Annotated in this window: 18 protein-coding genes; 16 read left to right on the top strand and 2 right to left on the bottom strand. The window is 49.7% G+C overall.

Going from position 1 to position 25878, the window contains the following annotated elements; all coding sequences use genetic code 11:
* Positions 1–143: 143 nt before the first annotated feature.
* The 8 genes from ACX93W_RS15655 (at position 144) to ACX93W_RS15620 (ending at position 13535) form a co-directional block, all read left to right on the top strand.
* Complete coding sequence (locus ACX93W_RS15655; protein ID WP_459393311.1) at positions 144–962, top strand: alpha/beta hydrolase; 819 nt, start codon at positions 144–146, stop codon at positions 960–962.
* Between the two features lie 336 nt (positions 963–1298).
* On the top strand, positions 1299–1871 hold the full coding sequence (locus ACX93W_RS15650) for a YdcF family protein (protein ID WP_459393310.1): 573 nt from the start codon (positions 1299–1301) through the stop codon (positions 1869–1871).
* Positions 1872–2016: 145 nt separating this feature from the next.
* Positions 2017–3759 (top strand): sensor histidine kinase, encoded by a 1743-nt coding sequence (locus tag ACX93W_RS15645; RefSeq protein ID WP_459393309.1) that lies wholly within the window; start codon positions 2017–2019, stop codon positions 3757–3759.
* Positions 3756–5342 (top strand): response regulator transcription factor, encoded by a 1587-nt coding sequence (locus ACX93W_RS15640; protein WP_459393308.1) that lies wholly within the window; start codon positions 3756–3758, stop codon positions 5340–5342. Before ACX93W_RS15645 ends, ACX93W_RS15640 begins: the two co-directional genes overlap by 4 nt.
* A 4-nt stretch (positions 5343–5346) precedes the next feature.
* Entirely contained in the window at positions 5347–7098 is a 1752-nt protein-coding gene (locus ACX93W_RS15635; protein ID WP_459393307.1) for an extracellular solute-binding protein, read from the top strand.
* A 245-nt stretch (positions 7099–7343) separates the two neighbouring features.
* On the top strand, positions 7344–10691 hold the full coding sequence (locus ACX93W_RS15630) for a glycoside hydrolase family 9 protein (protein WP_459393306.1): 3348 nt from the start codon (positions 7344–7346) through the stop codon (positions 10689–10691).
* A 247-nt stretch (positions 10692–10938) separates the two neighbouring features.
* Complete coding sequence (locus ACX93W_RS15625) at positions 10939–12465, top strand: MORN repeat-containing protein (protein WP_459393305.1); 1527 nt, start codon at positions 10939–10941, stop codon at positions 12463–12465.
* A gap of 230 nt (positions 12466–12695) precedes the next feature.
* Positions 12696–13535, top strand: coding sequence for a YitT family protein (locus tag ACX93W_RS15620; RefSeq protein WP_459393304.1), 840 nt, complete (start codon positions 12696–12698; stop codon positions 13533–13535).
* 154 nt (positions 13536–13689) lie between these two features.
* Here ACX93W_RS15620 and ACX93W_RS15615 read toward each other — a convergent pair whose 3' ends face one another.
* Complete coding sequence (locus ACX93W_RS15615; RefSeq protein WP_459393360.1) at positions 13690–14685, bottom strand: acrylyl-CoA reductase family protein; 996 nt, start codon at positions 14683–14685, stop codon at positions 13690–13692.
* Between the two features lie 190 nt (positions 14686–14875).
* Between ACX93W_RS15615 and ACX93W_RS15610 the strand changes: the two genes are divergently transcribed.
* Complete coding sequence (locus ACX93W_RS15610) at positions 14876–16489, top strand: Na/Pi cotransporter family protein (RefSeq protein WP_459393303.1); 1614 nt, start codon at positions 14876–14878, stop codon at positions 16487–16489.
* A 435-nt stretch (positions 16490–16924) separates the two neighbouring features.
* On the opposite strand, the gene ACX93W_RS15605 is transcribed toward ACX93W_RS15610, so the two are convergent.
* Positions 16925–17323, bottom strand: a complete 399-nt coding sequence (locus ACX93W_RS15605; protein WP_459393302.1) for a hypothetical protein — start codon at positions 17321–17323, stop codon at positions 16925–16927.
* A 379-nt stretch (positions 17324–17702) separates the two neighbouring features.
* Here ACX93W_RS15605 and ACX93W_RS15600 point away from each other — a divergent pair, with 379 nt between their 5' ends.
* From ACX93W_RS15600 to ACX93W_RS15570, 7 genes are all read left to right on the top strand, one after another.
* Positions 17703–19184, top strand: a complete 1482-nt coding sequence (locus tag ACX93W_RS15600) for an amidase family protein (protein WP_459393301.1) — start codon at positions 17703–17705, stop codon at positions 19182–19184.
* A gap of 312 nt (positions 19185–19496) precedes the next feature.
* A complete protein-coding gene (locus ACX93W_RS15595; RefSeq protein WP_459393359.1) occupies positions 19497–20276 on the top strand; it encodes a GTP cyclohydrolase II in 780 nt (259 codons plus the stop codon).
* The gene (ribD, locus tag ACX93W_RS15590; RefSeq protein ID WP_459393300.1) at positions 20269–21360 is read left to right on the top strand and encodes a bifunctional diaminohydroxyphosphoribosylaminopyrimidine deaminase/5-amino-6-(5-phosphoribosylamino)uracil reductase RibD; all 1092 of its coding nucleotides are present in this window, start codon (positions 20269–20271) and stop codon (positions 21358–21360) included. The genes ACX93W_RS15595 and ribD overlap by 8 nt, the downstream gene beginning before the upstream one ends.
* An 87-nt stretch (positions 21361–21447) precedes the next feature.
* Complete coding sequence (locus ACX93W_RS15585) at positions 21448–21867, top strand: MarR family winged helix-turn-helix transcriptional regulator (protein WP_459393299.1); 420 nt, start codon at positions 21448–21450, stop codon at positions 21865–21867.
* 216 nt (positions 21868–22083) lie between these two features.
* Positions 22084–22956 carry a molybdate ABC transporter substrate-binding protein gene (modA, locus tag ACX93W_RS15580; RefSeq protein ID WP_459393298.1) on the top strand — a complete coding sequence of 291 codons (873 nt, stop codon included), beginning with the start codon at positions 22084–22086 and terminating at the stop codon, positions 22954–22956.
* 2 nt (positions 22957–22958) lie between these two features.
* The gene (modB, locus tag ACX93W_RS15575) at positions 22959–23615 is read left to right on the top strand and encodes a molybdate ABC transporter permease subunit (RefSeq protein ID WP_459393358.1); all 657 of its coding nucleotides are present in this window, start codon (positions 22959–22961) and stop codon (positions 23613–23615) included.
* A 299-nt stretch (positions 23616–23914) separates the two neighbouring features.
* Positions 23915–25876 carry a cache domain-containing sensor histidine kinase gene (locus ACX93W_RS15570; protein WP_459393297.1) on the top strand — a complete coding sequence of 654 codons (1962 nt, stop codon included), beginning with the start codon at positions 23915–23917 and terminating at the stop codon, positions 25874–25876.
* Positions 25877–25878: the final 2 nt, after the last annotated feature.

Here is a 25878-nt window from a genome sequence, read left to right as displayed (position 1 = left end):
TTATAGGTGCGACATACTAGCTAGATAAGTTCAGCTAAAAAACCGGCAGTAGCAGGCCAAACTGAGGATTGCTCTGGAGAAAAGCATAGGCTTACGATGCGACGTTCTTCCAGATACGGCTATTCGCCCGAAGGGAGAGCGAGATGAACGACAACCATAAAAGACCATTCTCCATTGCTGGAACGAAGGAGTGGTCGATGTATTGCGAAGCTCAAAGTGAATATCGCATTTACCTCTATATACCGAATGCTCCTGCGCCGGAGGAAGGGTATTCGGTTCTTTATTTGCTTGATGCAAATGCTATTTTTGGTTCTGCAGTCGAGGGCGTCCGAATGGAACAATATACGTATGACAATTACGAAGCTGCCGTAGTTGTCGGTATCGGTTATCCGACTGCTGAACCCTTTGATTTCAAAAGAAGGTTTTGGGACTATACGATTCACGCAACAAACGACGAATCGCCGGAGGGAATGGAGCTGCCCGAGGTAGGGGGCGCCTCTCAATTTCTGAGGTTTATAGAGGAGCGGCTAAAGCCGGAGATTGCTCGAACTGTTCCCGTTAACCCTGCTAAACAAGCCATATTCGGCCATTCTCTTGGCGGTTTTTTTGTTCTCCATACCTTGTTTAACCATCCGAAGTGCTTTCAAACCTATATGGCGGGAAGCCCTTCGATATGGTGGAAAAATCGCTGCCTGATGCAAAATGTAGAAGACTTCTGCAACGGGCAAATTCAATTGGGCGGGCAAAAGGCATTATATCTGGCGGTTGGTTCGGAAGAAATTCCTTACATGGTCGAGGACGCGGCGGCTATGTTTAAACGCCTTGCAACCCGTAATTCACCCCTCTTAAAGGTGGACTTCAAGCTTTTTGAAGGAGAAGGGCATTTATCCATTCTCCAGCCCATGATCGGCAAAGCGTTGGATTTCTTTTTGCGAAAAAGGGACGGTTCAGATAGCGATTAAATCAAGATCATGAACAAGCGGAGCTGGTTTGCTTAGAAAAGTGGGATGTATTCAGGAAGGAGTCCGGCGACAGGTCTATTACCTGAACGGGAGGCATCATGATTCTATCCTGTTTGGACTGACAAAGGATGAATATGTCGGGCTGTTCCATAAGGAACTTGCCATTCCTTCATGAGCAACCTTTGGGTTGAAATTTACGTCTGATTAAAGGGCCGAGCATGAAGAGAACAGCAGGTTTCCTCATACGATTAATGAAAAGAGCGGCTCATTGCAGGGCTGCTTTTTTACGGCTTGAAGAGCCTAAACATACTGGAAAATCAAAAAGGAGGGAATCATTTGCGCCATAAAATAGTAAAGACATTTTTGATGACGATTGCCGTGTTTTTTGCCTGGTTCGCTATTCACACGATTTTTATCGTGATTGACGGATTAAAGGATGAACGGAAGCAGGTGGATGTAGCTGTGGTGCTGGGCAATAAAGTAGAGCTAAACGGTGAACCCTCCGAACGGCTGAAGTCCAGATTGGATAAGGCTGCGGAGCTTTACGACGAGGGGTATTTTCGCCATATCATCGTGAGCGGCGGAATCGGCAAGGAAGGCTTCGATGAAGCCGAAGTCATGAAGAGTTACCTGGTCCAAAAAGGAATACCGGAAGGGAACATCACGGAGGACAATGAAGGGATAAATTCGTATTGGACCGCCGTGAATGCCGCCCGGATTATGCAGCAATCGGATTGGGACACTGCCATGGTCATTTCGCAATACTTTCATATATCCAGAACGAAATTAGCTTTTAAAAAGATGGATATTAAAGAGGTATACGGCGCTCATGCCGATTATTTCGAGCTGCGGGATGCGTATTCCATCCTGCGAGAGTTTCCGGCCTACTATAAATATCTCCTAAGATAAGAAGAACAACCGCGATCGGAAGAACTTTTCACACGGCGGCCTACACCGCTGAAGCTTTTTTATTCAACTTATATAGTAGTAAACGCTTACAGTTAGATGTAAAATATAGGCATGAATGTGACCACGAAACAAGGATGGAAATGTCATGCCGATCAAATTCACCATCTTTCAGAAAATGCTGCTGCCGCTGCTGATTTTACTCCTGTCAATTGTGTCACTGTTCTATTATTCGACCTCCAGAAGCATTACGGTCATCCAAGAGGAGCTCATCAAAGCGAGTTTGAACCGGATGGAGCTGTTTGTGGCGCAGCTAAATGCCGATATCGAAAAATTCGATTTGGTTTCCGCTCCCATGCTCGTCGACACCAACGTGCTGGAGTATTTGTACAACATCGACATGAGCGATTATTCCCTGATGAAAAACCGCATGCTGATTCAGGAGAAGCTGTCGCTGGCCAGCGCGTCTGGCAATTGGCGCAATGACATCACCGTCTATTTCCCGCAACGAGACGAAAGCATATCTTCTTCCCCTTCCTCTTTGTATATTCCCGAACAATTCGACAGCCGCTTTTCGTTGGGGTGGAGCTTCCGCGAAGATTTGGAGAGCGGCCCCGGCTTTACCCGAACCTATGTCAAAACAGGCTACAAACCGGCAAATCCGGATGAACTGGATGTCGCTGTCCGCATCAATATCTACAAGTGGAGCTTTGAAAATTTGCTCGATACCTACAAATCAGGCAACTCCGGTCAATCTTTTTTTTATAAGGAAGGACATGCCATGATTGCCAGCCGGTCATCCGAGGGCCCATCAAAGGAAGAAATCGTGGCAGAGCTGGGCGACAGGGTCAGCGGCCTGGATTCGGGCTTTATGATTCGGACCTTTGAAGGCAAGGTCTATCTGGTCACCTATTATTACACCAGCCTTCTGGAATGGCATCTTGTCGACTCCGTCCCGCTGGATCAGATTATCGGACCGATCAAGCAGCAGAGAATGCTGTTTGGCATCTTTTCGGCCATTCTCCTTGTGTTTGGTGTCGCGACAGCGTCCGTTCTGTACTGGAACGTGCAAAAACCAGTCTTCCGCCTCGTGCTTGCGGTCCAGAGAATCAAGCAAGGAGATTACGCCTACCGCCTGCCCAAAAAAAGCAACAACGAGTTTGCGTTCCTGATGCAAAACTTCAACGAGATGGCGACGCAAATTCAGAATCTGATCGAAAATGTGCTGCAGTCGCGCATTCTGGCGCGCGATGCCACGCTAAAGCAGCTGCAAGCGCAAATTCATCCCCATTTCCTGTACAATTGCCTGGGTTTTATCATCAATATGACCAAGATGGGGAAAGACCGGGCCGTCATGGACATGGCTTATCATTTGGCCGACTATTACCGGTACACGACGCGTATGGATAATCAGGGGGTCAGCTTAAGCGAAGAATTGGCATTTGTGCGTACCTATCTGGAAATATTGCGCCTGCGCAATGAAACGTTGACCTACAGCATCCAACTGCCTGACGAATTGGCTGGACTCCGTATTCCCCGTCTTTTGATTCAGCCCATCGTGGAGAATGCGATTGTGCACGGACTCGAAAACGTCGATTATTCCGGGCGTGTAGAAATTCGGGCTTACGCTAAAGAAGGCAGCTTTTATTTGAACGTGGAGGATAACGGCAAAGGGCTGAGTCAGGAGCAGATCAAACGGCTGTATATGGAGCTTGCCGTTCCGGCGGACGAATATGGAGGCTGCGGCTTATGGAATGTGAATCAAAGGCTGCAGGGACATTTTGGACAAAATGCCGGCATTGCGATTGGACCATCGAAGCTGGACGGCTTGAGCGTTGAGCTGACATGGAGTTTGGAGAAAAGCAACCAACCGAGGGAGGACAAGCCATGAAAAGCTTGCTTGTGGTGGACGATGAGAAGCACTATGCGGATAGCTTGGCGGATACGATACCCTGGACGACATTGGGCATTTCCCGTGTTTTGAAGGCGTATAGCGCAAGCGAAGCGCTTGCCCTGATGGAGTCGCTTCCGGTGGATATTCTCATGACGGACATCTCCATGCCGCGCATGAATGGCCTTGAGTTGATCCAACAGGCCAGAGGGCGCATCCCTCAGTTAAAATGTTTGCTGCTCACGGGTTATGCGGATTTTGATTATGCCCGCAAAGCAATCGAGCTTCAAGCGCTGGAATATTTGTTGAAGCCGGCCAAGGATGAGCAATTATTGGAGGCGGTAGGACGAATCGTCAAGCAAATCGAGCGGGAACGGGCGCTTCAGCAAGGGTTTCGCATTTATCGCGATAACAGCGCCGAATTGAAAGCGGCGCTTCTGCTTAAGGCTGTCAGCGGCGCATTGAATGGAAGGGCGCTTGCGGAAAAGCTGAAGCTATTCGACCTTCCTCTTCCGATCCCGGGCCACGTTTTGTTATGCCTTGTTCATTTGGGCGCTCCTTTCGATGGGCAGGATCTTTATTCGCAGTCTCTGATCCGTTTTGCGGTAACCAATATGCTGGAGGAGCTGCTGATGGAAAGGTATGACTGCTGGCCGGCAGCTGACGATGAAGGAAACCTGCTGGTTCTGGTGTATGATCTGTCGGGCGCGCCGCCGGAGCCGGATTGGGTGCAAGAGCGGCTTGTCCTGCTGCGGCAGGAGGTACGCAACCTGTTGAAGGGCGAAATCTCCGTTGGAGCGGCCGGGTGCCTGTTTCCGGAGGAGCTGGGGGCTGGCTGCATGACGGCCAAAGCGAGCCTGGGCAGCGATGCCATGTTTGCGGAGCAAGCGCCGGAGCGGAACGAGGAGGAACTCCGGCTTATGCGCAAGCTTTATGAAGCGCCGCTGTTGACGCATCTGTTGGAAACGGAGCAGTGGAGTGAGGCGGAGGACAAAATTCGGGGATTCATGTCTCCTCTTTTACATTCCGGTTCCCCGGACCTTATGCGGGACGTCTTTTTTTTCCTGTCCAACGCTTTTCAATATATCGCGAACCGCAGCGGAAGGACATTGGCCCAGATGCTGGCTCCGGGGCAATCCGCCTTCGTTAAGGGGAAGGCCATGCTGCATGCGTCCCAATTGGAGAGCTGGGCGATGGATTCCTTGCGCACGCTGCGAGACAAGCTGGGCGAGTCCGCCGAAGACCATAACCTGGCCATCGTACGCAAGACGCAAGCCTATATCCGCAAGGAGCTGGGCAAGGACTTGTCGCTTACGCTGCTTGCCCGGCGCGTGTTCGTGCATCCCAACCATCTGTCCAAGCTTTTTAAACAATGCACGGATACGACAATCTCTCACTATATCTACGAGCAGCGCATGCTCAAGGCTTGCGAGCTCCTTGAACATACAGACCAGAAAATTTACCAGATCGGAGAAAGCATCGGTTACCCCAACACCAACTGGTTTATCCGAAAATTCCGCGACTATTATCAAGTCACGCCTCAGGAGTTTCGCGACAGGTACCGGACGGGCATAGAGGGGTGAAGGCATGATGGCCAAAATAAGAGGGCTGCGTCTCCCGCTGTTTGTGCTGATCGCGGTTCTAATCGCGGTGCTGTCGCTGTCTCTTGGTAGCTGCCTGAATCATGCGGGGGACGCAAGCAGAATAGACACCAGCGAGGTCAAGCCGGCCTGGGATTTTAAATACGAACCGCCGATTACCATCGTTACAGCAATTGTGGACGAAAACAGGCCCAATGCGTTTAAGCCGGGCGAAAGCCTGACGGATAATGTACACACACGATGGATGGAGGACAACTTGGGAATTGTCATCAAGTTTGAATGGATTGTCAGCAAGTTTCAGGACGCGGATACAAAAATCCGTCTGGCGTTAGCCGTGAACGGTAAACTTCCGGACACTTTTATCGCGGACGGGGATATTCTGAATGATCTGCTAAATGCGGGCAAGCTGCTTCCGCTGAATGAAGCGATCCAGCAATATGCTCATCCCAGACTGAAGGAAGCGTTGGCGAACTATGGCGATACCATGAAGGAGGTAACAAGGGACGGCGAAATTTACGGACTGCCCGGCTTTGGTTCAGGAGACGAAGGGACGGTGATGTGGATACGTAGAGATTGGCTGGACAACTTGTCACTTAAGCCTCCGTCGACAATCGGCGAGCTGGAGGCCGTGCTGAAGGCGTTTTCGGAGCAGGACCCCAACGGTAACGGTGTGGACGACGAGGTTGGTTTAGCGATTTCGCTCAAGGAAGGGCCATGGAGCTGGATGGGCCAAAGCGATATCATCGCCGGCGCCTACTCCAACGTAATGATCGGAACGTCCGACATCAGGCATTTCTGGAATGAAAACGATGACGGCAGCTTGGTATACGGCGCCGTTCATCCCGATGCCAAGCGATACCTTGAAACGATGGCAGCCTGGATGGAGAAGGGGTATATCGACCGGGAGGCGGGTATGAAGGAGCCGGGACAAGCTTCCGAGGTGGCGGTCAACGGATCGGCAGGCGTCATGTTTGGCCCATTTTGGATGGGGGCTTGGCCGCTTGGCGACACGGCAAAAAGCGATCCTGAAGCCGATTGGCGAGCTTATCCCCTTCCCGCAGGCCCCGACGGGCTGAAGGGCAAGGCGCAAAAACAGCTGTACGGCGCTTATACGGTGTTTAGCAAAGATTTCGACCATATCGAGGCGTGGTTTGCTTATTACAATAAACTGCTTGCCAAAAATTTCGGCCCGGAGGACCCTTACTTTGATCCTCGCTTCGCGAAGGGATTCCACGAAGGCTACGACTATGTCATTCAGGATGGCAGAATCATCACTGTCGACTTTGAGGCGGAAGGGGTGCCGAGGGAGCAATGGCCGCTAGCTGACGGCTCGTCGCTGGATATGCGCTGGATGCTTTACCCGCTGACCGGAACCTCGCCAACGCTGCCTTATTTGAATGCGGATGCGATTCGGAAATTGTTCCGGAATTCGGACGCCGAGGTCACGACGCCGATCGAGCAGGGGATAAAAGGGCTGAATTCGGCGCAATTGGCCGCGGCTAACCTTGCGCTTTCGGAACAACGATTCGAAATCCCGAACCGGTATCACGGCCCGTTGACAGACGGGATGATGAAGCATGGGGCTTATCTGCAGAAGCTGGCGACGGAGAGCTACTTGAGCATGATATATGGAGAAAAGCCGCTTTCCTACTTTGATGAATTTGCAGCCCTCTTCTATAAAAACGGCGGTGACGTGATAACAAAGGAAGTGAACGAGTGGTATAAAGAGAACAGGTAGCAGGAAAGTGGCTTGTTTTCTTCTATGATCCTAGTTTTCTTCTATATCCCCTCTAACATGGCTGGATTTAAGATGGAAATGAAAGAAAGCGCTTTCTATTAAAAGGAGGGATATGCCCGACACGTTAAATTGAAACTGGGCAAGCAAATGCAAGTCTTTGTCCATGCTGAGGTTGATGTCCAGGTCTACGCGCAAGTCTAACGCACTGGGAGCAAACCGTCTATCATTTTGAAGGAGGAGAGGTAATGAGGAAAAAAATTAGCATGCTTTTGACCGTTGCCATGTTCGTGACCGTCTTTTTTTCAAATCCAATCCAGACTGACGCGGCTACCCCCGAAGCGCCAAATGGTTGGAGAGACTTGCTGGATTACCGCATATTCAGCACGATATCCGATGGTTGGGCGGGAGACGAAGGATTTGGTCTGGAGACGGAGAACAGCAAGCTGCCCGTCGATTGGACCGAAATGCATAATGGTTTGCCTTCCTTGCTGGTTAATACGAAGACGCCTAACTTTCCGTCATGGTTTAACGCCTTGGTTACGGTTGCCGGCTGGAAAGCGTATAATTTCACACCGTATCATGCCAACGGATTCCTCGAATTCAATATCAAGGGGAACGCAGGCGGAGAAACGTTCCTGATTGGTTTCAAAGACCGGGTGTTCGAAAGAGCTGCAGGCGGTGAAATTACAACAAATGTAAATATTAGCGACTATACCGCCATCACGACGAATTGGACTCACGTGAAGATTCCGTTGAAGGACCTGATGAAGGTCTCCCAAGGAATCGACACGGAATCCATTGATACGTTATCCATAAAAAACAACGGTTTTCAGCCCCTAAAAGTTTGGCTTAACGATATCCGGGTGACGTCCCCGGATAAGGAAAGAGATTATGATCCCATTAAGGTCAATCAAGTGGGGTATCCCGCAAACGGAACCAAGCAAGCGCTTGTGACAGGCTTTGAGGATGTGCTTACGGTTGATGCAGGCACTCCGTTTAGCGTTGTTAATGCCGCTAATCATACCGTGGCTTATTCCGGTACGCTTGTTCTGACGAAAAACTACGATGCCATTGATAGCGGGGAGCGGATATTTACAGCCGACTTTACCGGCTTTACGAATCCCGGAACCTATTATGTCGCCGTACAGGGGCTGCAAAATTCGCCTCGCTTCTCGATCGGGGACGCCAGCGAAATCTACGAGCCGTTCCTCTATGATGTAACGAGATATTATTATTTCCAAAGATCCGGCATGGCGGTAACCAGCCCGTACGCGGATAATTACCACCGGATCGATTTTACGCCGGATACGTCGGTGCCGCTTATGTCCAATCCTTCCATCCGCAAGGATATGTCGAAGGGCTGGTATGATGCGGGCGACAAAGGCAAATATGTTAACGCCGGCGCCAAAGCGTTGTCGGATCTCTTCTGGGCTTATGAAATGATGCCGGAGAAATTTACCGACAATCAATTCAATATCCCGGAAAGCGGCAACGGGATTCCTGATATTTTGGACGAAGCCAGATGGGAGCTGGAATGGATCCTGAAAATGCAGGATGAGGCAACCGGCGGTTTCTATGCGCGTCTAACCTTCCAGGATGACGACAATATGGTGGATCGGCAAATCATCGATAAGGACACGGTAAGCTCGCGGACCAATATTAAAACCACTGCGGATACCGCTACGGCCGCAGCCGCATTGGCGCATGCCTATGAGATTTACAAAGATATCGACCCTGTATTTGCCCAAAGCTGCCTGGATGCGGCCATCGAGGCATGGGAGTTCCTGGAGGACCATCCCGAAAATATCCGTACGCCAAACACCGGCAGATGGCCATATGATGTGCTGGATGACGCCGCAAACCGCCTTTGGGCGGCCGGCTCGTTGTACCGCGCAACCGGCGATGCGGAATACAACACTTATTTCCTGGCGAACTACGCCGATATGGAACCAAATTTCTTGAGCCCTCTTGATTTCGCAAGCGGTTGGGAGAATACGTGGAACACTGGTTTCTTCAGTTATCTGAAAGCCGCGAATCCAAACCCGGCTGTCGTTAGCTGGTACGGCACCAACTTCCAGGAGTGGTTCGACGACAAGATGGACAGAATCGACGAAAGTCCGTGGAACAGCGTTGTGCGCGACGGCCATTACTATTGGGGCATTACGATGCAAGTCGTAAATACGCCGATGGAAATGATCATTGGCTCCAAACTGCTGGGAACCTTTGAGACCAACCGTGCGGCCATTGAAGAAATGACGTACAGCCAGATGGACTGGCTTTTGGGCCAAAATCCCGTAGGCACCTCTTTCGTATCGGGGTATGGCGACAACAGCGTGCAATATCCGTTCAGCATTATTTTCCGCACGGATAATTTGCCTGGCGTGCCAAAAGGGTATCTGGTTGGCGGACCTAACCAATACTCCAACGATATTACGGTAGGCAATCAGATTTCGAGATTCGCAGCCAAAAACTATCACGACAACTTCCAGGAGTGGACAACCAACGAGCATACAGTCTACTGGAATTCGGGATTGGTGTTTATGGCGGCTTTTGCGACCGGAAGCAGCAATCATTCAACGATTAGCCCAGCAACGGCCTCCTTTGACAAAAGCACGGCTAACCAAGCCGACATTCCCGTGACGCTGACACTGAATGGCAATACACTAAGCGCAATCAAAAACGGTGCGGCTACACTTGTTGCCGGCACGGATTACGCCGTTGCGGGAAATACGGTAACGCTTTCGAAGAACTATCTGGCTCAGCAGCCGTTAGGCACAACAACCTTGACGTTCCAGTTTAGCGCGGGCGCCTCTGCTGCGCTTGCCGTCAACGTGAGCGACTCGTCCATTGTCAGCTCGACGATTAGCCCAAGCAGCGCCGCTTTTGACAAAAACGCAGCCAATCAGGCCGATGTGCCGGTCAGTCTGACGTTGAATGGCAATACATTCAGCGGCGTCCGGAACGGTGCGGCAGCTCTGGTAGCCGGTACGGATTACACCGTATCGGGCACGACGGTAACGATCAAAAAAGGCTATCTGGCTGCGCGGCCGGTTGGAACGACAACGCTGACGTTTGACTTTAGCGCCGGAGCAAGCGCTGCGCTTGCCGTTGCCGTTAGCGATACAACGCCTATTCCGACGGGCTCAATCAAGGTGCAGCAATTTAATTCAACGACTGCGGCATCAACCAATACGCTTAATCCAAAGATCAAGCTGACGAACACGGGCACCTCCGCCATCAATTTGTCCGATGTGAAGCTGAGGTATTATTACACCATTGACGGAGAAAAAGCTCAGAACGTCTGGTTTGACTGGTCGACTGTCGGCAGCAGCAATGTAACGGGCACGTTCGTTAAGCTTTCGACTCCTGTGACGGGAGCCGATTATTATTTGGAGATTGGCTTCACAAGCGCCGCAGGAACCTTGGCCGGGGGAGCTAGCGTCGAAATTCAGATTCGCGTGAGCAAATCCGACTGGACCAACTACACGCAAACAGGGGATTACTCCTTTAGCCCAACCGGCACGGCTTACGCCGATTGGAACAAAACAACCGGCTACGTCGGCGGCGTCCACCAATGGGGGATAGAGCCTTAGTGGACGAATTCCCTTCCAGCAAACAATAATCAAGCTGTATTCCACGCTTAGGTGATCCCAGGGCCGTTCTGCCATCAGAACGGCTCTTTGCTTTGATGTATCGCGCAAAAAAAAATCTTGAATGAAGTCTGCTGCTCCCTGCGGAATTTGAAGACACCCCCTAGTGGAAATCGGCGTTCGTGTTATAATTTGGATGCAAATACTGCATGCAAAATATTTATTAGTCATCGAAAGGAACGTTTGCGGAATGAAGAAAACAGGCTGGATGATTTTGATTGTAAGCAGTTTATTGATTGTGCTTTCGGGTTGCGGCGACAAAGGCGGAGAGGACATTCAGCCAAGCGCGAATTCCGAAGTGAAGCAAAGCGAGACCTCCACGGCAGATGCTTCAGCGAAGGAACAAACGGAGGAGATCGAAAAAAGGATTCAAGAACGTCTGAACACGCTTGACCAACAGCTCGTGGAAAATAAAGCAAAGCTGGAGCCGGAGTTGCAGAAGCTGCAATCCAAACAAACCTTGATTTTGAATGAGGAAAGCGGTCTTCCCGATCGTTATGCCGGAGATGTCGTCAATAACAAAGCCCATGGCTTTGGCAGTCTTAGTCTGCAAACCAGCAGCAAAAATATATCCTATTATGTTGGCCAATTTGCCGATGGTTTGCCGGGCGGCGTATCCATGGTTTATTACAATGACGATTCCATTTATGTCGGCGAAGTAAAGGATGGGGTTTTGGCCGGTCAGGGCATTTATGTAGAGGCGTTGTTTGACGAAGAGCAGACAACCGAATATGCCGGCGAGTTTATTGTTTTTGATAGCAGTTCCTATTTTGAGGAATATACAGAGGAGCCGGACGCCGTTACCTTCTCTAACGGGGATTTCTATAAAGGCGAATTTACGACGAACGAAAACGATTATGATTATTCCTTCCAAGGAGCGGGCATGTTCTCAAAAGGATTTGGCGACGCCAATCGATTTACGTTCAAGGGTAACTTTGACAATAACAAACCCGTTCCCGGAGATAATGGCTATGCTAAGGTTGTTTTGGACAACGGGGATATTTATGTGGGACAAGTCGTTAACCATGTTCCCAACGGCCGGGGAGCCATTCTAAGCGCAAGCGCCGAAGACGCCCCTCATTCGGGTGTATATTTCGGTGATGTAATCGATGGGAAAGCCGATGGCTACGGGATGCTCGGAAGCTACATCGGACAATTCTCCAATGGGAAAATACAAGGCGCAGGGTATGTGTCGTCAGGGGATACGGAAATCAGAGGGCTATTCGATAGCGAATGGAACGGGATTGGGGTCATCTCAACCACATCTGGCTACGCGTTCACCGGGGAGTTCAAAAAAGGCGAGCCTTACGCAGGCGAGCTTGCTGGCGATCAGTGGCAGTATACGGGCATGTTCGAAGAGGTTAATGGCAGCATAAGCTCTAATGGCATCGGTAGAATTCAATATGACGATAGAGTCTATATAGGGGAAATAGCCGACCGGATGCCGGATGGAGAAGGCGTGATACAGTTTTCGAATGGAGACAAATATGTAGGGCCAATCCAGCAGGGAGCCGCACATGGATTGGGCTATTATGCCAACGCTAGCGGAAATGAATATCGGGGTTATTTTGTTGAAGGCACGCCGCAGGACCCGGTTGAAGAGGATTCCAATAATGTTGTGGCGGACTACCTCATACTCTCCGAAAGCGTACCGTTTCAGGATGTATCGGTGCCGGGAATGGATGGAGCCATGGTCGGCATTATGCCAGGTTTTTAAAAGGACATGTTTACCCCTTTCCTCCATGTATACCATAGAGGCAATGCCACAGCGGCATTGTCTTTTCATTATGTTAAAAAATATATTGTATACAAATTTTGCCGCAGCTGTTAGAATCATTGCTGGGGCATAGGTAACACCATTTGACAGCTATTAACGCTTTTGAACGCTATGGAAGCAGACAACTGGGCGTCGGCTGATTTTTTTTGATGAATTGGATGGATTGCGTTATGAAAAAAAGAATGATGGACATGGCTTGTTTGATTGTAGGCGCGTTTTTTTTCGCGTTGGCGGTCAATTTGTTCGTTATCCCGAATGATCTGGCTGAAGGCGGGGTCACGGGGATTACGATTATTTTGTACTATTTATTCCAGTGGTCGCCAGGTCTGATGAACCTGATTCTAAACGGCATATTGCTCATTGTGGGCTATAAATTTTTGGATAAAACAACAACGGTCTACACGATTATTACGGTTTTGTTCAACTCCTTGTTTCTGCATCTTACGGAAAGCTGGAGCATCAATTCCGATGAGCTTTGGGTAAATACGATTTTTGCTGGAGTTTTTGCGGGGCTTGGCATAGGTTTGATCGTACGCGTAGGCGGAACGACAGCCGGGACGGTCATTCTTGCTCGAATCGCCAACAAATATCTGGATTGGAGCATTAGCTACGCGCTGCTGTTTTTTGATCTGATTGTTGCGTTTTCTTCCTTTTTCATTATTGGGGCAAAAGGCCTTATGTGTACGATCGTATTGTTGTTCGTGGGCACCAAGGTGATGGAGTTTATGATCGAAGGGCTTAATCCCAAAAAGGCGGTTACGATCATATCCGCCAGGCAGGACAACATTGCAAAGCAGGTTGTGGAGAAGATGGATCGCGGAGTAACCGTTCTGTCGGGACATGGCTATTATACGAAAAATCCGAAGGAAATCCTGTACATCGTTATTAGCAAGCAAGAGGTTCCGATGCTGAAAAAAATCGTGCGAGCAGAGGATATGGATGCTTTTATTACGATCCATGATGTGCGCGATGTGTTTGGAGAAGGTTTTATTGAATTGTCGAAGACGTAATGAAGCAGAAAGAAGCAAAAAGAAGCAAAAAGAAGCAATAAGAAGCAAAATTGCCCCATTAAAAGCCGCCTGCATGGCGGCTTTTTGTATGTGCAGCGGCTTGTATGGCGTGACTACTTCTGCAAAGTCGAGTTGCTTCGATTAAGAACAGGCCTTAGTTCAGCGACACAAGAATACGTCCCAATGTGCGGGATTGCAGGATGTCTTGCAGGGCGCTCGGCAGCTCTTGAAGCGTAACCTCGCGATCCAATAAACCTTCCAGATGATCCGGCTTCAGGTCCGTTGCCATGCGATGCCATGTCTGGATTCTCTTTTCTCTGTCGCAAAAAACCGAGTCGATGCCCAGCAGGCTGACGCCGCGAAGAATAAACGGCAATACGGTTGCGGGAAGCGATGTTCCTCCCGTCAAGCCGCTGGCGGCCACCGCTCCGCCGTAGATCAGCTTGCCCAAAATGGCGGCTAAAGTGTCGCCGCCTACAGAGTCAACGGCTGCTTGCCAGAGCTGCTTGTTCAGAGGTTTGTCCCATTGGCTGGCCACTTCCTCCCGCGTGAGAATTTCATGAGCGCCCAAGCCTTTGAGGTAGCCGGCAGCATCGGCATTTCCCGTGCTGGCCGACACCGAATATCCCTTTTTGGCAAGCATGGCGAGAGCTGCGCCGCCTACACCGCCGGTTGCGCCGGTGACCAGAACTTTGCCGCGTTCCGGAGCTACGCCTTGGTCTTCAAGGGCCTGAATGGACAACGCGGCCGTAAATCCCGCCGTTCCATACAGCATCGCCTCCCGTAACGTAAGTCCTACAGGAAGGGGGAGGAGCCAATCGGCCGGAATCCGCGCATATTGGCTGAAGCCCCCAAAATGGGAGACGCCAATGCCGTAGCCGGTCGCAATGACGGGTTGGCCTGCCTCGAAACGGTCATCGCTGGAGGAAACAACGTATCCGGATAGATCGATTCCTGGGATGAAAGGATAGGATCTGACGATTTTTCCATCCGGCGTGCTGGCCAAGCCATCTTTGTAATTGACGCTAGAGTAGGCGGTCCGGATCAGGACTTCTCCCTCCGGCAGATCATTAAGGGTCAAAGCCCGGGCTGCTACTGAAAAGGAGGAGTCGTTTTTGTCAACGACCAGGGCTTGAAAGGAGTCGGGCATGGATTGTTTCATTCGGATGGCCTCCTGTTGGTTAAGTTAAGCTCGTTATACCGTATTTAATTTAGACGGTCAATGGAATTGATCACTCCGGTTTTTTATTTTTTTGTCGAAAAAGGGTTTATTAATGTTTTGTAAATTATTTATAATGGGGGAGGCGATCCTATCATGTTTTGGTACAGGAGGAGAATGAGTGAATTGGCAAGATGTAATTTTTAAGTTTGCAGGAGGACTCGGCATTTTTTTGTTCGGCATTAAATATATGTCGGACGGGCTTCAGAAATCGGCAGGCGACAAAATGAGAGATGTACTGGCCAAGTATACGTCTAATCCTTTTTTGGGTGTGTTGTTTGGTATTGGCGTTACGATTTTGATTCAATCTTCAACGGGTACAACGGTTATGGCGATTGGGCTGATCAACGCCGGCTTGATGACGCTTAGGCAAGCGATCGGCGTCATTATGGGCGCCAACATCGGAACAACGATGACGGCGTTTATTGTCGGGATCAAGATTGAAACCTATTCGCTTCCGATTATCGGCCTGGGAGCAATTTTGCTATTTTTTATTGGCCGCAAAAAAGTTCAATACATAGGTCAGGTCGTATTTGGTTTTGGCATGCTGTTTCTGGGCTTGTCCACGATGGGCAGCGGCCTGAAGCCGCTAAGCAATTTGCCGGCTTTCTCTGAATTTATCGTGAATATGTCGCAGTATCCGGTATTGGGACTTTTAGCAGGAACGATTTTTACCGTTATTATTCAAAGCTCTACCGCAGCTATCGGCATTCTTCAGACGTTGGCGGACGAAGGCATGATCAGCTTCCGCCATTCCTTGCCTATCTTGTTTGGCGATAATCTGGGAACGACGATTACAGCTGTTATTGCTTCGATTGGAGCGACTGTAGCGGCCCGCCGCGCCGCATTGGTGCATGTCATGTTTAACGTGTTTGGCGTTATTATTTTTATGACGGTGCTGCCGCTCGTGTACAATATTATTATGTGGATTGGCCCTGATGTAAACGTTAGGATGCAAATCGCTTATTCGCACGGCTTCTTTAATGTAGCCAATACGATTATTTTCTTCCCGCTTATTCCGTTCCTTGCCTGGGTGGTGACCAAGATGGTTCCGGGCAAAATGAACGAGCTGGAGTTTGCGCCAAAATTTCTGGATGTCAGGCTGCTGGCTACGCCGTCAATGGCATTGGGACAAGCCCAGCATGAAATCATGCGGATGGGAAGGTACGCAAGGGAAGCGCTAGAGGATGCTACAGGTTATTTCTTCCGGCGGGATGCCCAATCGGCCAACCTGGCGCTTCAGAAAGAGCAGCTCGTCAATGAGCTGGAGCGAAAAATAACGGATTATATGGTGAAGATTCACCAGAATGGCTTGCCGGAGGCGGAATCCGAGCGGGCAACCGGCCTTATGCATGCGGTTAACGATATTGAACGGATCGGCGACCATGCGGAAAATATCGTGGAGCTGACGCAATATTGCACGGAAAATAAAGTGGATATTTCCGAGGACGCGGAGCAGCAGCTCAAGGAAATGCTGGAGCTGGCCGACCGCGCCGTGGAACGGGCAATTTATGCATTGGAGCATCATGACCGAAATGCCGCCGACGAAGTGCTTGGGCATGAAGCGGAGCTGGACCGGATGGAGAAGGAATATCGAACGGCGCATATTAACCGCCTGAACCAAAATGCCTGCACAGGCAATAGCGGCGCGATTTTCCTGGATATGATCCACAACCTGGAGCGTGTCGGCGACCACAGCAAAAATATTGCGGAATACGTACTAAAGGTGGAGTAAGGCGATCAATCATATGTGCGAACGAAGTTGCTGTCTTGGAAGCTTCAAACCTGTTTGTCCGTCTAGCGGTCACCGATGACCGCTAGAACCCCAAATCGATGCATTGGCTTCAGCTAACGGTCACCCGTGTCCTTTAGACGTTCAAAAGCCACGTTTTGGGGAGGAATATAAGCTTTTACGGTCATGGATGACCTTTAAAAATGGATATTCTATCAAAACAAGGCTTTAAGGGTCATGGATGTCCGTAGCGTGGGCTAGCTTCCGCCCTGGGAAGTCCCGGCACTCCACAAAGACGCGACTTACCGTTTACAAGCGGAATTCGGCTTGTAAGCGGCAGGTCGCATCGTGTTTGATTTCAATCGAAGCCAAGCGCTGATTTCTGTTTTGATCCTCTTATTTGCTCCAATATTACGTTTGATTTTGCACACCCCCTATTCAAGCCTCTTCAGCCTGTACAATATCGCGGATTTGCTTATCAAAGTTTACATCGGCAGGAGATAGCGGTACGTATACAATCAACGCGTTTTTTAAGGAGTATTCGTATGTATCAGGGCTGAACGATTCCTCCACGTTTAATTCTTCCAGAGCTTCGATCCGTTTTTTCTCCGATTCAAACATATAGATGTATAAGGCATCATCCAGTAACTCATAGACAGCGGGGTTTACGTTCATAATTGTAGGATAATCATCCCCGGCTTGAGGTTTAAGGTGAAGTTCAGCGTCTTCGAATAGTTGGGTAATGCCGGCTAAATCATATTCTTTAGAAGAATTGCTGCAGGCTGCAAGCAGAGTGATCAAGAGAACAAGCGGGAACAGCAACGGTTTAATTTTCATTCAAACGACTCCTTTTATACCAGTTTAAAAAGGACTACAGGGGATTTATATAAATTAAACGTAATGAAGGATGGAAAAGTTGCCCAGAGAATAGCAGATAGCATTTTTGCTTTTCATCTCCGAACTAAATAAATTCAACTAAAAACAGCAGAAAGAGGACAGCGTGAGAATGGTTCTGGAGAACCGGAAAAACCATTCACACGGCGTCCTCGGACTTCTGCAACCAATGATTGAACTTGTATAGCCCAACCAAACTTTTAACCAAATTCAATTATAAACATTTATTCCCATGAACCATGCAAGCCGCCATGATAGGATGGAAGTAAAAGTAAATGCAGGCTAGGCATTTCTGCTAACCATGTAATCGGGGGGATATCCAATGAGTGAAGAACAAATTCATATACCATTGACGCTGGACCCGGAAGAGGCAACTATTCTGGATTTGCAGCAAGCTATGGAAGAGGGAAAGTTAACCTCGCGGGAGCTGGTGTTTTATTACTTGCTCCGAATCGCCCGTTATGACCAAGACGGTCCTTTAATCAACTCTATAATGGAAGTAAATCCAGACGCGATCTTTATCGCGGAGGCTCTTGATCTGGAGCGGCAGCGCAAGGGGAGCCGGGGACTTCTGCACGGCATTCCCATTCTGGTCAAGGACAATATTGAAACCAGGGACAAAATGCCAACGACCGCAGGCGCGCTTGCCTTGTCTCGGCATGTGGCGCAAGAGGATGCTTTTTTAATCAAAAAGCTCCGGGAAGCGGGCGCCGTTCTGCTTGGCAAAACAAATCTGACGGAGTGGGCGAACGGCATGTCCTCCACAATGTGGGCGGGATATAGCGCGACGGGCGGCCAAGTCGCACATCCCTATGGCGATTACTTCGTAGGCGGCTCCAGCACGGGTTCCGCAGCCGCGGCTGCCATGACCTTTGCCGCGGCAACGGTGGGTACAGAAACGACGGGCTCCATTCTGAGTCCGGCAACACACCAGTCTGTCGTTGGCATCAAACCAACCGTCGGGTTAATCAGCCGAACGGGAATTGTTCCCTTCACTTATGGTCAGGATACGGCGGGTCCAATGGCTAGGTCCGTTACGGATGCGGCTGTATTATTGGGAGCGCTGGAAGGCCGGGACGAAGAAGATCCTGCGACATGGCGAAACCAAAGCAATAATATGGATTATACGGCTTTTCTGGATAAGGACGGCTTGCGGGGAGCACGGATCGGGGTGTTCTGGAAAGTGCCGGAGGGCGGGCTTTCATCCTATGATGAAGACTTATTCCTTCAAGCGATCGAAGTTCTTCGCCAGGGAGGAGCCGATGTTATCGAAGGCATCGAAATTCCTTCGTTTAACGGACCATGGAAGTGGAATAAGCTCAACCTGGAGTTTCAGCACAGCATCGAAAATTATTTGCGGAAACTGCCGGCTCATATCCCGGTTCATTCTCTGGATGAACTCATTGCCTGGAATGAGGAGAATAAAGATCAAGCTCTCCGATATGGTCAGGATTCGCTGCAATACCGCGCGGGCTTAAGCGGCTCTCTTAAAAATAAAGATTATATCACGGAGTCCGTGTCTGACCTGATCCAGGCACAAGATAGAGGCATTGATCACGCCTTGAAGCGCGACAAGCTGGATGCTATCCTGTTTCCGTCAGATGTTGGAGCGGATTTGAGCGCCCGGGCCGGGTATCCCACGATTGCCGTGCCTGCAGGATATTTGGACAACGGCTGGCCGTTTGGCGTTACGTTTGCGGGAACCGCTTTTGCCGAACCTACGCTTATACGTATAGCCTATTCCTTTGAGCAAGCCACGAAACATCGCAAGAAGCCGGATGTGAAACCATTCCAGCAAAAATAAAGTAGAATAAGCCAGGCGGAGTCAGGGAAATCCTGAACCTGCTTGGCTTCTCTCTATTTTAAGGCCCCGATTTGCCTATTGACTTGCCTGTCACTTTATAATAAATTACATATACGAATATTAATTTATTATGACTTATATCACTTCCAAAATGACTCCAATGTGCTTAAGGAGTTGTCGAAAGCGAGTACAAGGTCTGTTTTTACACATATTAAAACAACAATAATTTTTCTATATAAGTTCAACTAAAAAGCCTGCTCCTGCCACTATAATGCAGTTGAACTTATATAGCCTAGAAAAGGAGACATAATGATGCCTGCCGTAAAAAGTTTTGATCCTAAAGTGATTTCATTATTGCAAGCGAAAATAAAGCTGATCCAAAAAGACGAGGGAGCCATCTACCTTGTTGGTCCCATTAATCTGCCGGTTAACCTGGACGGCGAAACCTTACAGTTCAAGTGGTACTGCTGGTTGAACTGCAAGGAAGTAACGGAGGATTTCGAGCGTATCATCGCCAAGCTGTCCTCTGTCAATTTGGCCGAGCTGCAGCAGTCCAGTGTGCTGGTCTACGGTGATTTCGAGCATGAGGAAAGCGCACTGATCCGTTTCCACTCCATTTGCCATACCGGCGATATTTTTGGCAGCAAACGTTGCGATTGCGGCTTTCAACTGAAGCAGTCCATGAAGCAGATCGCGGAGCATGGAAGCGGCGCTTTGTTTTATTTGGCCAATCATGAAGGCAGGGGCATCGGGCTTTTCAGCAAAGCTCTTGCTTATATTTTGCAGGAAAACGGTTATGATACCGTGGACGCCAATCTGCAGCTCGGCTTTGCCGATGACGCACGGGATTACAGCGACGCTATCCAGGTGCTGAAGACGCTGCGGACCAAGCCGGTTTCGCTTTTGACAAACAACCCTCGAAAATTGGATGCGTTAGGCAAAGCAGGTCTGGATGTTGTGGACCGTGTACAGCTATGGGGAGACGTATCGGAATATAACGAAAAATATTTAAAAACAAAAATACAGCGCTCCGGCCATCTAAACGAAGGCGAAGGCTTGGGCGAGGATGAAGGTTGCTGCAACAATGACTAACCATGAATTTTACATGGAGCTGGCGCTGCAGAATGCATTAGCGATGAAGGGACAGACCGATCCCAATCCCCTGGTTGGTTCTGTCGTTGTAAATGATAACCGCATCGTAGGCGTTGGCGCTCATATGAAGGCGGGCGAGCCGCATGCCGAAATTCATGCGCTTCGCATGGCCGGCGAACACGCCAAAGGCGCAACAATCTACGTAACGCTTGAGCCTTGCTCGCATCATGGAAGAACGGGTCCGTGCGCGGTAGCTATCGTGGAGGCCGGCATCAAGAAGGTTGTAATCGCCACGCTTGATCCCAATCCTCTCGTTTCGGGAAGAGGGGTAGCGATCCTGCAGGAGGCCGGAATCGAAGTGATCGTTGGCGTTTGCGAGGGGAAATCCCGTAAAATGAATGAAGTGTTCAACAAATTCATCCTTACTCAAACACCGTTTGTGACGTTGAAAACAGCCATTACGATGGACGGCAAAATTGCCAGCCACTCCTTTCACAGCAAATGGATCACCTCGGATGTTGCGCGTGAGGACGTCCATGTTTTGCGTAATCAAAATGCCGCTATTCTGGTTGGCGCCAATACCGTAATCAAGGACGATCCGCAGCTTACGACAAGGCTGCCAAACGGAAGAAACCCCTTTCGGGTCATTATGGATTCCACGCTGCGTCTCCCGCTGGAGGCAAGGGTGGTAACCGACGGCGAAGCCCCAACGTGGGTATTTACGACAACAGGCCATGATCCACAGAAGAAACAGGCGCTTGAGGCAGCGGGAGTCCGCGTTTTTGTTACAGAGCAAGGCGACAAAGTCAATCCGTCCGAAGTGCTTCAGGTGCTTGGCAAGGAGCTGATTTCCTCAGTTCTGATTGAAGGCGGCAGCGAAATCAATGCTTCCTTTTTTGAACATAAGCTCGTCGATAAAGTCATCATTTATATGGCGCCAAAGTTAATTGGAGGCCGCAACGCCCCTTCCTTCCTGGCCGGAGCCGGATTTTCCAAAATGAGCGATGCCGTAGAGCTGGACGAGCTTAACGTTGAGCAGTTGGGCAAAGACTTCAAATTTGTCGGATATCCGAAATATGAATAATAGGCCTTAGCGGGCCTTTCATTGATTGTCCTGGCCTCATGAATCGTATAGACTATAGTTATTCATTCATAGGTTAAGGAGCGGGACATGAGTAATCAACGGTTGCCTAAACAGGTTTACGAGGAGCTGGCTTTGTTTCGATACCGCATTCGCAAGTTTATCCGTTTTAGCGAAGAGGCGGCAAGAGACCAGGGACTAACCCCTCAATATCATCAGCTTATGCTGGCTATCATGGGTTTTTCAGACAGAGAATGCGCGACGCCGAAGGAATTGGCGGAACGACTGCAAATTACGCCTCATGCTTGTCTTGGACTTATAAAACGATGCGAAAGCCTGGATTACGTCCAGCGGTTTCCCAATCCCGGAGATAAACGCAGCGTTTTTATCCGGCTGACGGAACACGGAATGCAGATTCTGGAGGCATTGTCCGAAATTCATGTCGAGGAATTAGAACGGGCTGGATTGATGGATATTTATAAGGAACGGCAAGCGCAAGGCAGCGAATAAACGATTCTGAGAACCAAGCTATAGCTGATCATTGAACCTCTTCCACACGGAAGGGGTTTTTGTATATGAGCTCCTGTCACTATTAAAACATATCAATCTATACGAAAAATGTTGATTTATATCATGAAACGATATATATTGATGAAAGACAGTTTTGTTTTGATATGATTAGTTTATTTTAGTTTTATTTTGTTAAAGAGAGAGTGGAGGGTTTATATGTTTAAAATGGTTAAGAATCAACTGGTCGTTTTGCTGGTTGCTGCGATGGTTCTGGTATTTACAGGCTGCGGCGCCGCTCAAAATGGAAATGGCAATGCCAATACGCCTGCCGCCGCCGCGCAAAGCACAAGTGAGCCAAGCCAGCAGCCGGAAGCTTCTCAGCAGCCTGCTGAAACGGTCGAGCTTACAATCTCTGCTGCCGCAAGCATGACAGATGCTTTGGCAGAAATTCAAAAAACGTATGAAGCTAACAATTCCGGCATCAAACTTAACTTTAACTTTGGCGCTTCCGGCGCGTTGCAGCAACAAATCGAGCAGGGAGCGCCAGCCGATTTGTTCCTGTCCGCCGCTGTCAAAAACATGACGGCGCTTGTTGAAGAAGATCTCATTGATGCCAGCCAGCAAGTAAACCTGCTGAAAAACGAATTGGTGGTTGTTGCCGCAGCTGATTCCTCGGCAGTAATCGAAAAGGTGGATGACCTGACAAAAGCCGAAGTGAAAACAATCGCAATCGGAATTCCGGAGAGCGTTCCGGCCGGAAATTACACGAAGGAAGCATTGACGAATCTGAACCTCTGGGATGCGCTGCAATCCAAATCGGTGCAAGCAAAAGACGTAAGACAGGTTCTGCAATATGTGGAAACCGGAAATGCGGATGCAGGATTTGTTTATAAAACAGATGCGCTGTCATCGAATAAAGTAAAAATCGCATTTGTTGTGGATCAAGCCAATTATAAAGCCATTCAATATCCTATCGGTATCGTAAAAGCAACCAAACATGCAAAAGAAGCCGAAGACTTTTATGCGTATTTGCAGACGCAAGAATCACTGGACGTTTTTGTTAAATACGGATTTTCGATTGCCGAATAATGATGTTTAACTGGCATGATTTTTGGCTACCGATTCGGCTGTCTCTGCAAGTATCTTTGCTTTCAAGCATCATTGTTATTTTGATTGGCGTTGCGGCCGCCCGTTGGATGTCGCGCCGTACGTTTAAAGGCAAAATTTTGGTTGAAACAGCCTTTATGCTGCCGTTGGTGCTTCCGCCAACGGTAGTTGGTTTTTTGCTCCTGGTGCTGCTGGGACGCAGAAGCTGGGTCGGGGAATGGATCGAATGGCTGTTTAAAGCGCCAATTGTATTTTCATGGTGGGCTGCGGTTGTGGCTGCGGTTGTGGTTGCCTTTCCGCTGGTTTATCAAACCATGAAGACGGGATTTGCGTCGATTGACAAAAATCTGGAGGATGCGGGCCGTTCTATCGGGGCAAATGAATGGCAGGTGCTGCGGTATATTACGCTCCCGCTGGCCTTTCGTTCGCTTGTAACGGCGTATATTCTGGGATTTGCCCGCAGTCTTGGAGAATTTGGCGCCACCTTGATGATCGCCGGTAATATCCCCGGAAAAACACAAACCATTCCAACGGCTATTTATGTGGCCGTCGACTCGGGGAATACCGGAATGGCCTGGGCCTGGACGGGCGCTATTATCGTCATCTCCTTTGTGCTGCTGTTGGTCAGCAGGAGGGGTTAAGGGAAAGACTTATGCAATTGAAGAAGCTGGTTGAAGCAAATGAACGCTGCTTGCAGGGTGACGCTTGTTCAAAGTGTCCCCTCTGCGAGGCGCGGTTCATAGTCTTCGGCCGGCTTCTTTTTTGTTTCCGGCCCTCGGTTGCGCATGAATTTGCCCGGCTTGGCGGCATGGAAAAAGCAGCTTTGATCCGGTATGTGCATTTCTACGATTAGGACATGAATTACCCCCCATTTCTCATAGAAATAGCTACACTGAAAGCGCATTAATAATGCTATAGTACAATTATCGGGAGGTGTGGCATGAGACGGCATTTATGGAATCCATTGACGAAAATGAATATGAAGCGTCAGCTTATCCTGCTCTTCTTGATCATGGTGTGCCCAATCGTCCTGCTTCATGCCTACGGCAATTTGCAAGCGGAGAAGCTGCTTAAGGACCATGTCACCAGCGCGTACGTGGAGCTCATTAAGCAAAACCATACGCTTATTAACCGAGATATCGAAACCGTGGACAAAATTACGACCACCATCATTCAAAATCCGCTGACCCAACGTCTGATTCCAAACGGAGATGACGCCGTTATCGACCGGGTTCGCCGATACGACAGCGTCGACAGGCTGCTGGCCAGTTATTCGACTCCCCTGAACGGCGGGGAAGCGGTTTATTATTCGTTGTACATTTACGACCCCAACGATGATTACTTTTTCGCCCCCAAGCGCCAGGTTGTGCAGTCCGGGGTTTATTTTTTCTCCGACGCCAACAAGCCTCCCTGGTTTGACCAGGCCGTATCCATGCGCGGCAAAGGTTATATGGACATCATCGACGCAAACGTAAACTTGTCCCAAATCCGCACGCTTGCCTATCTTCGCGCCGTTAACAGTGTAGTTGGAGGGAGCGGCACGATTGGCGTGTTGGTTGCTACAAAGATGGATATGAAAATCAATGAATCTCTTCGCTCCGTGTCGCTTCCGGAAGGGAAGATTTGGTTTGCCGATAACGGCGGCCGCGTCCTGAGCGCTCTGGAGCCGGGTTTAACCGGCGGATATGTCGAGCTGCCCGAAGAGGGCTTCGGCCATCCGGCAGACAGACGGACCGAGTTGTCCAAAGGCGGCTTAGTCGGTCAGCCTGCGGAGAGTCAGAGCGAGCCGTCCGAGGTGAAACCAGGAGGTCAGTCTGGCGGCGTTCAGGCCGAGCACTCGGACAGGGTCCGCAGTTTGATTGCCAAAGGGACGGAGAGCGGTGACGTATTCACTACGGTCAGCTTTATGACGGAGGAATCTATTTATGTCGTGAATCATGACCGGAGGCAGGAGCAGCGGCTGATCTATCAGATTCCGATGAACTCGCTGCTGAAGCAGCAGAATGAGCTCAAAAGGGTCATTCAGCTCATTACGATCGCTTATATTTTGCTGGGCTGCGTCTTCTTGTTTTACTTTTGGCGCTCTCTGATGACGCCGCTTCAGAAGCTGGCGCAGTTCGTGCGAACCTATGAACCGGGAAAACTGGTGCCGGAGACTCCGGCCAGGAGGCGTCATGATGAGATGGGCGTGCTTATGGGGGCGCTCTACGATATGGCGCGCCGCCTTAATTCGCTGATTCATTACAAATACGAGATGGATTTGAAGCAGAAGGAAATCCAGCTGCAGCTGCTCTATCAGCAGATTAATCCGCATTTGCTCTACAACACGCTGGAGAGCATTTATTGGAAAAGTACGCTGGAGGGGAACTCCGAATCGGCGGAAATGATCAAGGAGCTGTCCAAGCTGATGAAAATAGGATTAAGCCGTGGCCGGGAGCTGATCCGTTTGGAGGAGGAGCTGGAGCATGCCGCGGCGTACATCAATTTGCAGCAAAAGCGCTATTCCTATAAATTTAACGTCGCATGGAACGTGCCGGATGCCGTAAAACCTGTCCGCATTCCCAAAATTACGCTGCAGCCGTTAGTCGAAAACGCGATTATTCATGGCGTTAAGGTTATGGGCGAAGATGGGGAAATCGTCATTTCCGCTATGCTGGAAGGCGAGCGGGTAACCATCAAGGTAGAAGACAACGGCTATAAGCCAGCCGACTTTGCCGCAATCGACAAGCTGCTGTACGAGGAGACGGCCGATCATCGGCTGGGTTACGGCATACGCAACATTCACCAGCGCATCCAGCTTCATTATGGCGCGGCTTACGGCCTTAGCTACCGCAAGCGCGAGGAAGGCGGAACGGCCGCCGTGCTGGTGCTGCCGGCAACCTATGAAGATACGAAAGGGTGAAC

The organism is Paenibacillus sp. CAU 1782, from assembly GCF_054551715.1.
This window is presented reverse-complemented; position numbering and strand designations above follow the sequence as displayed.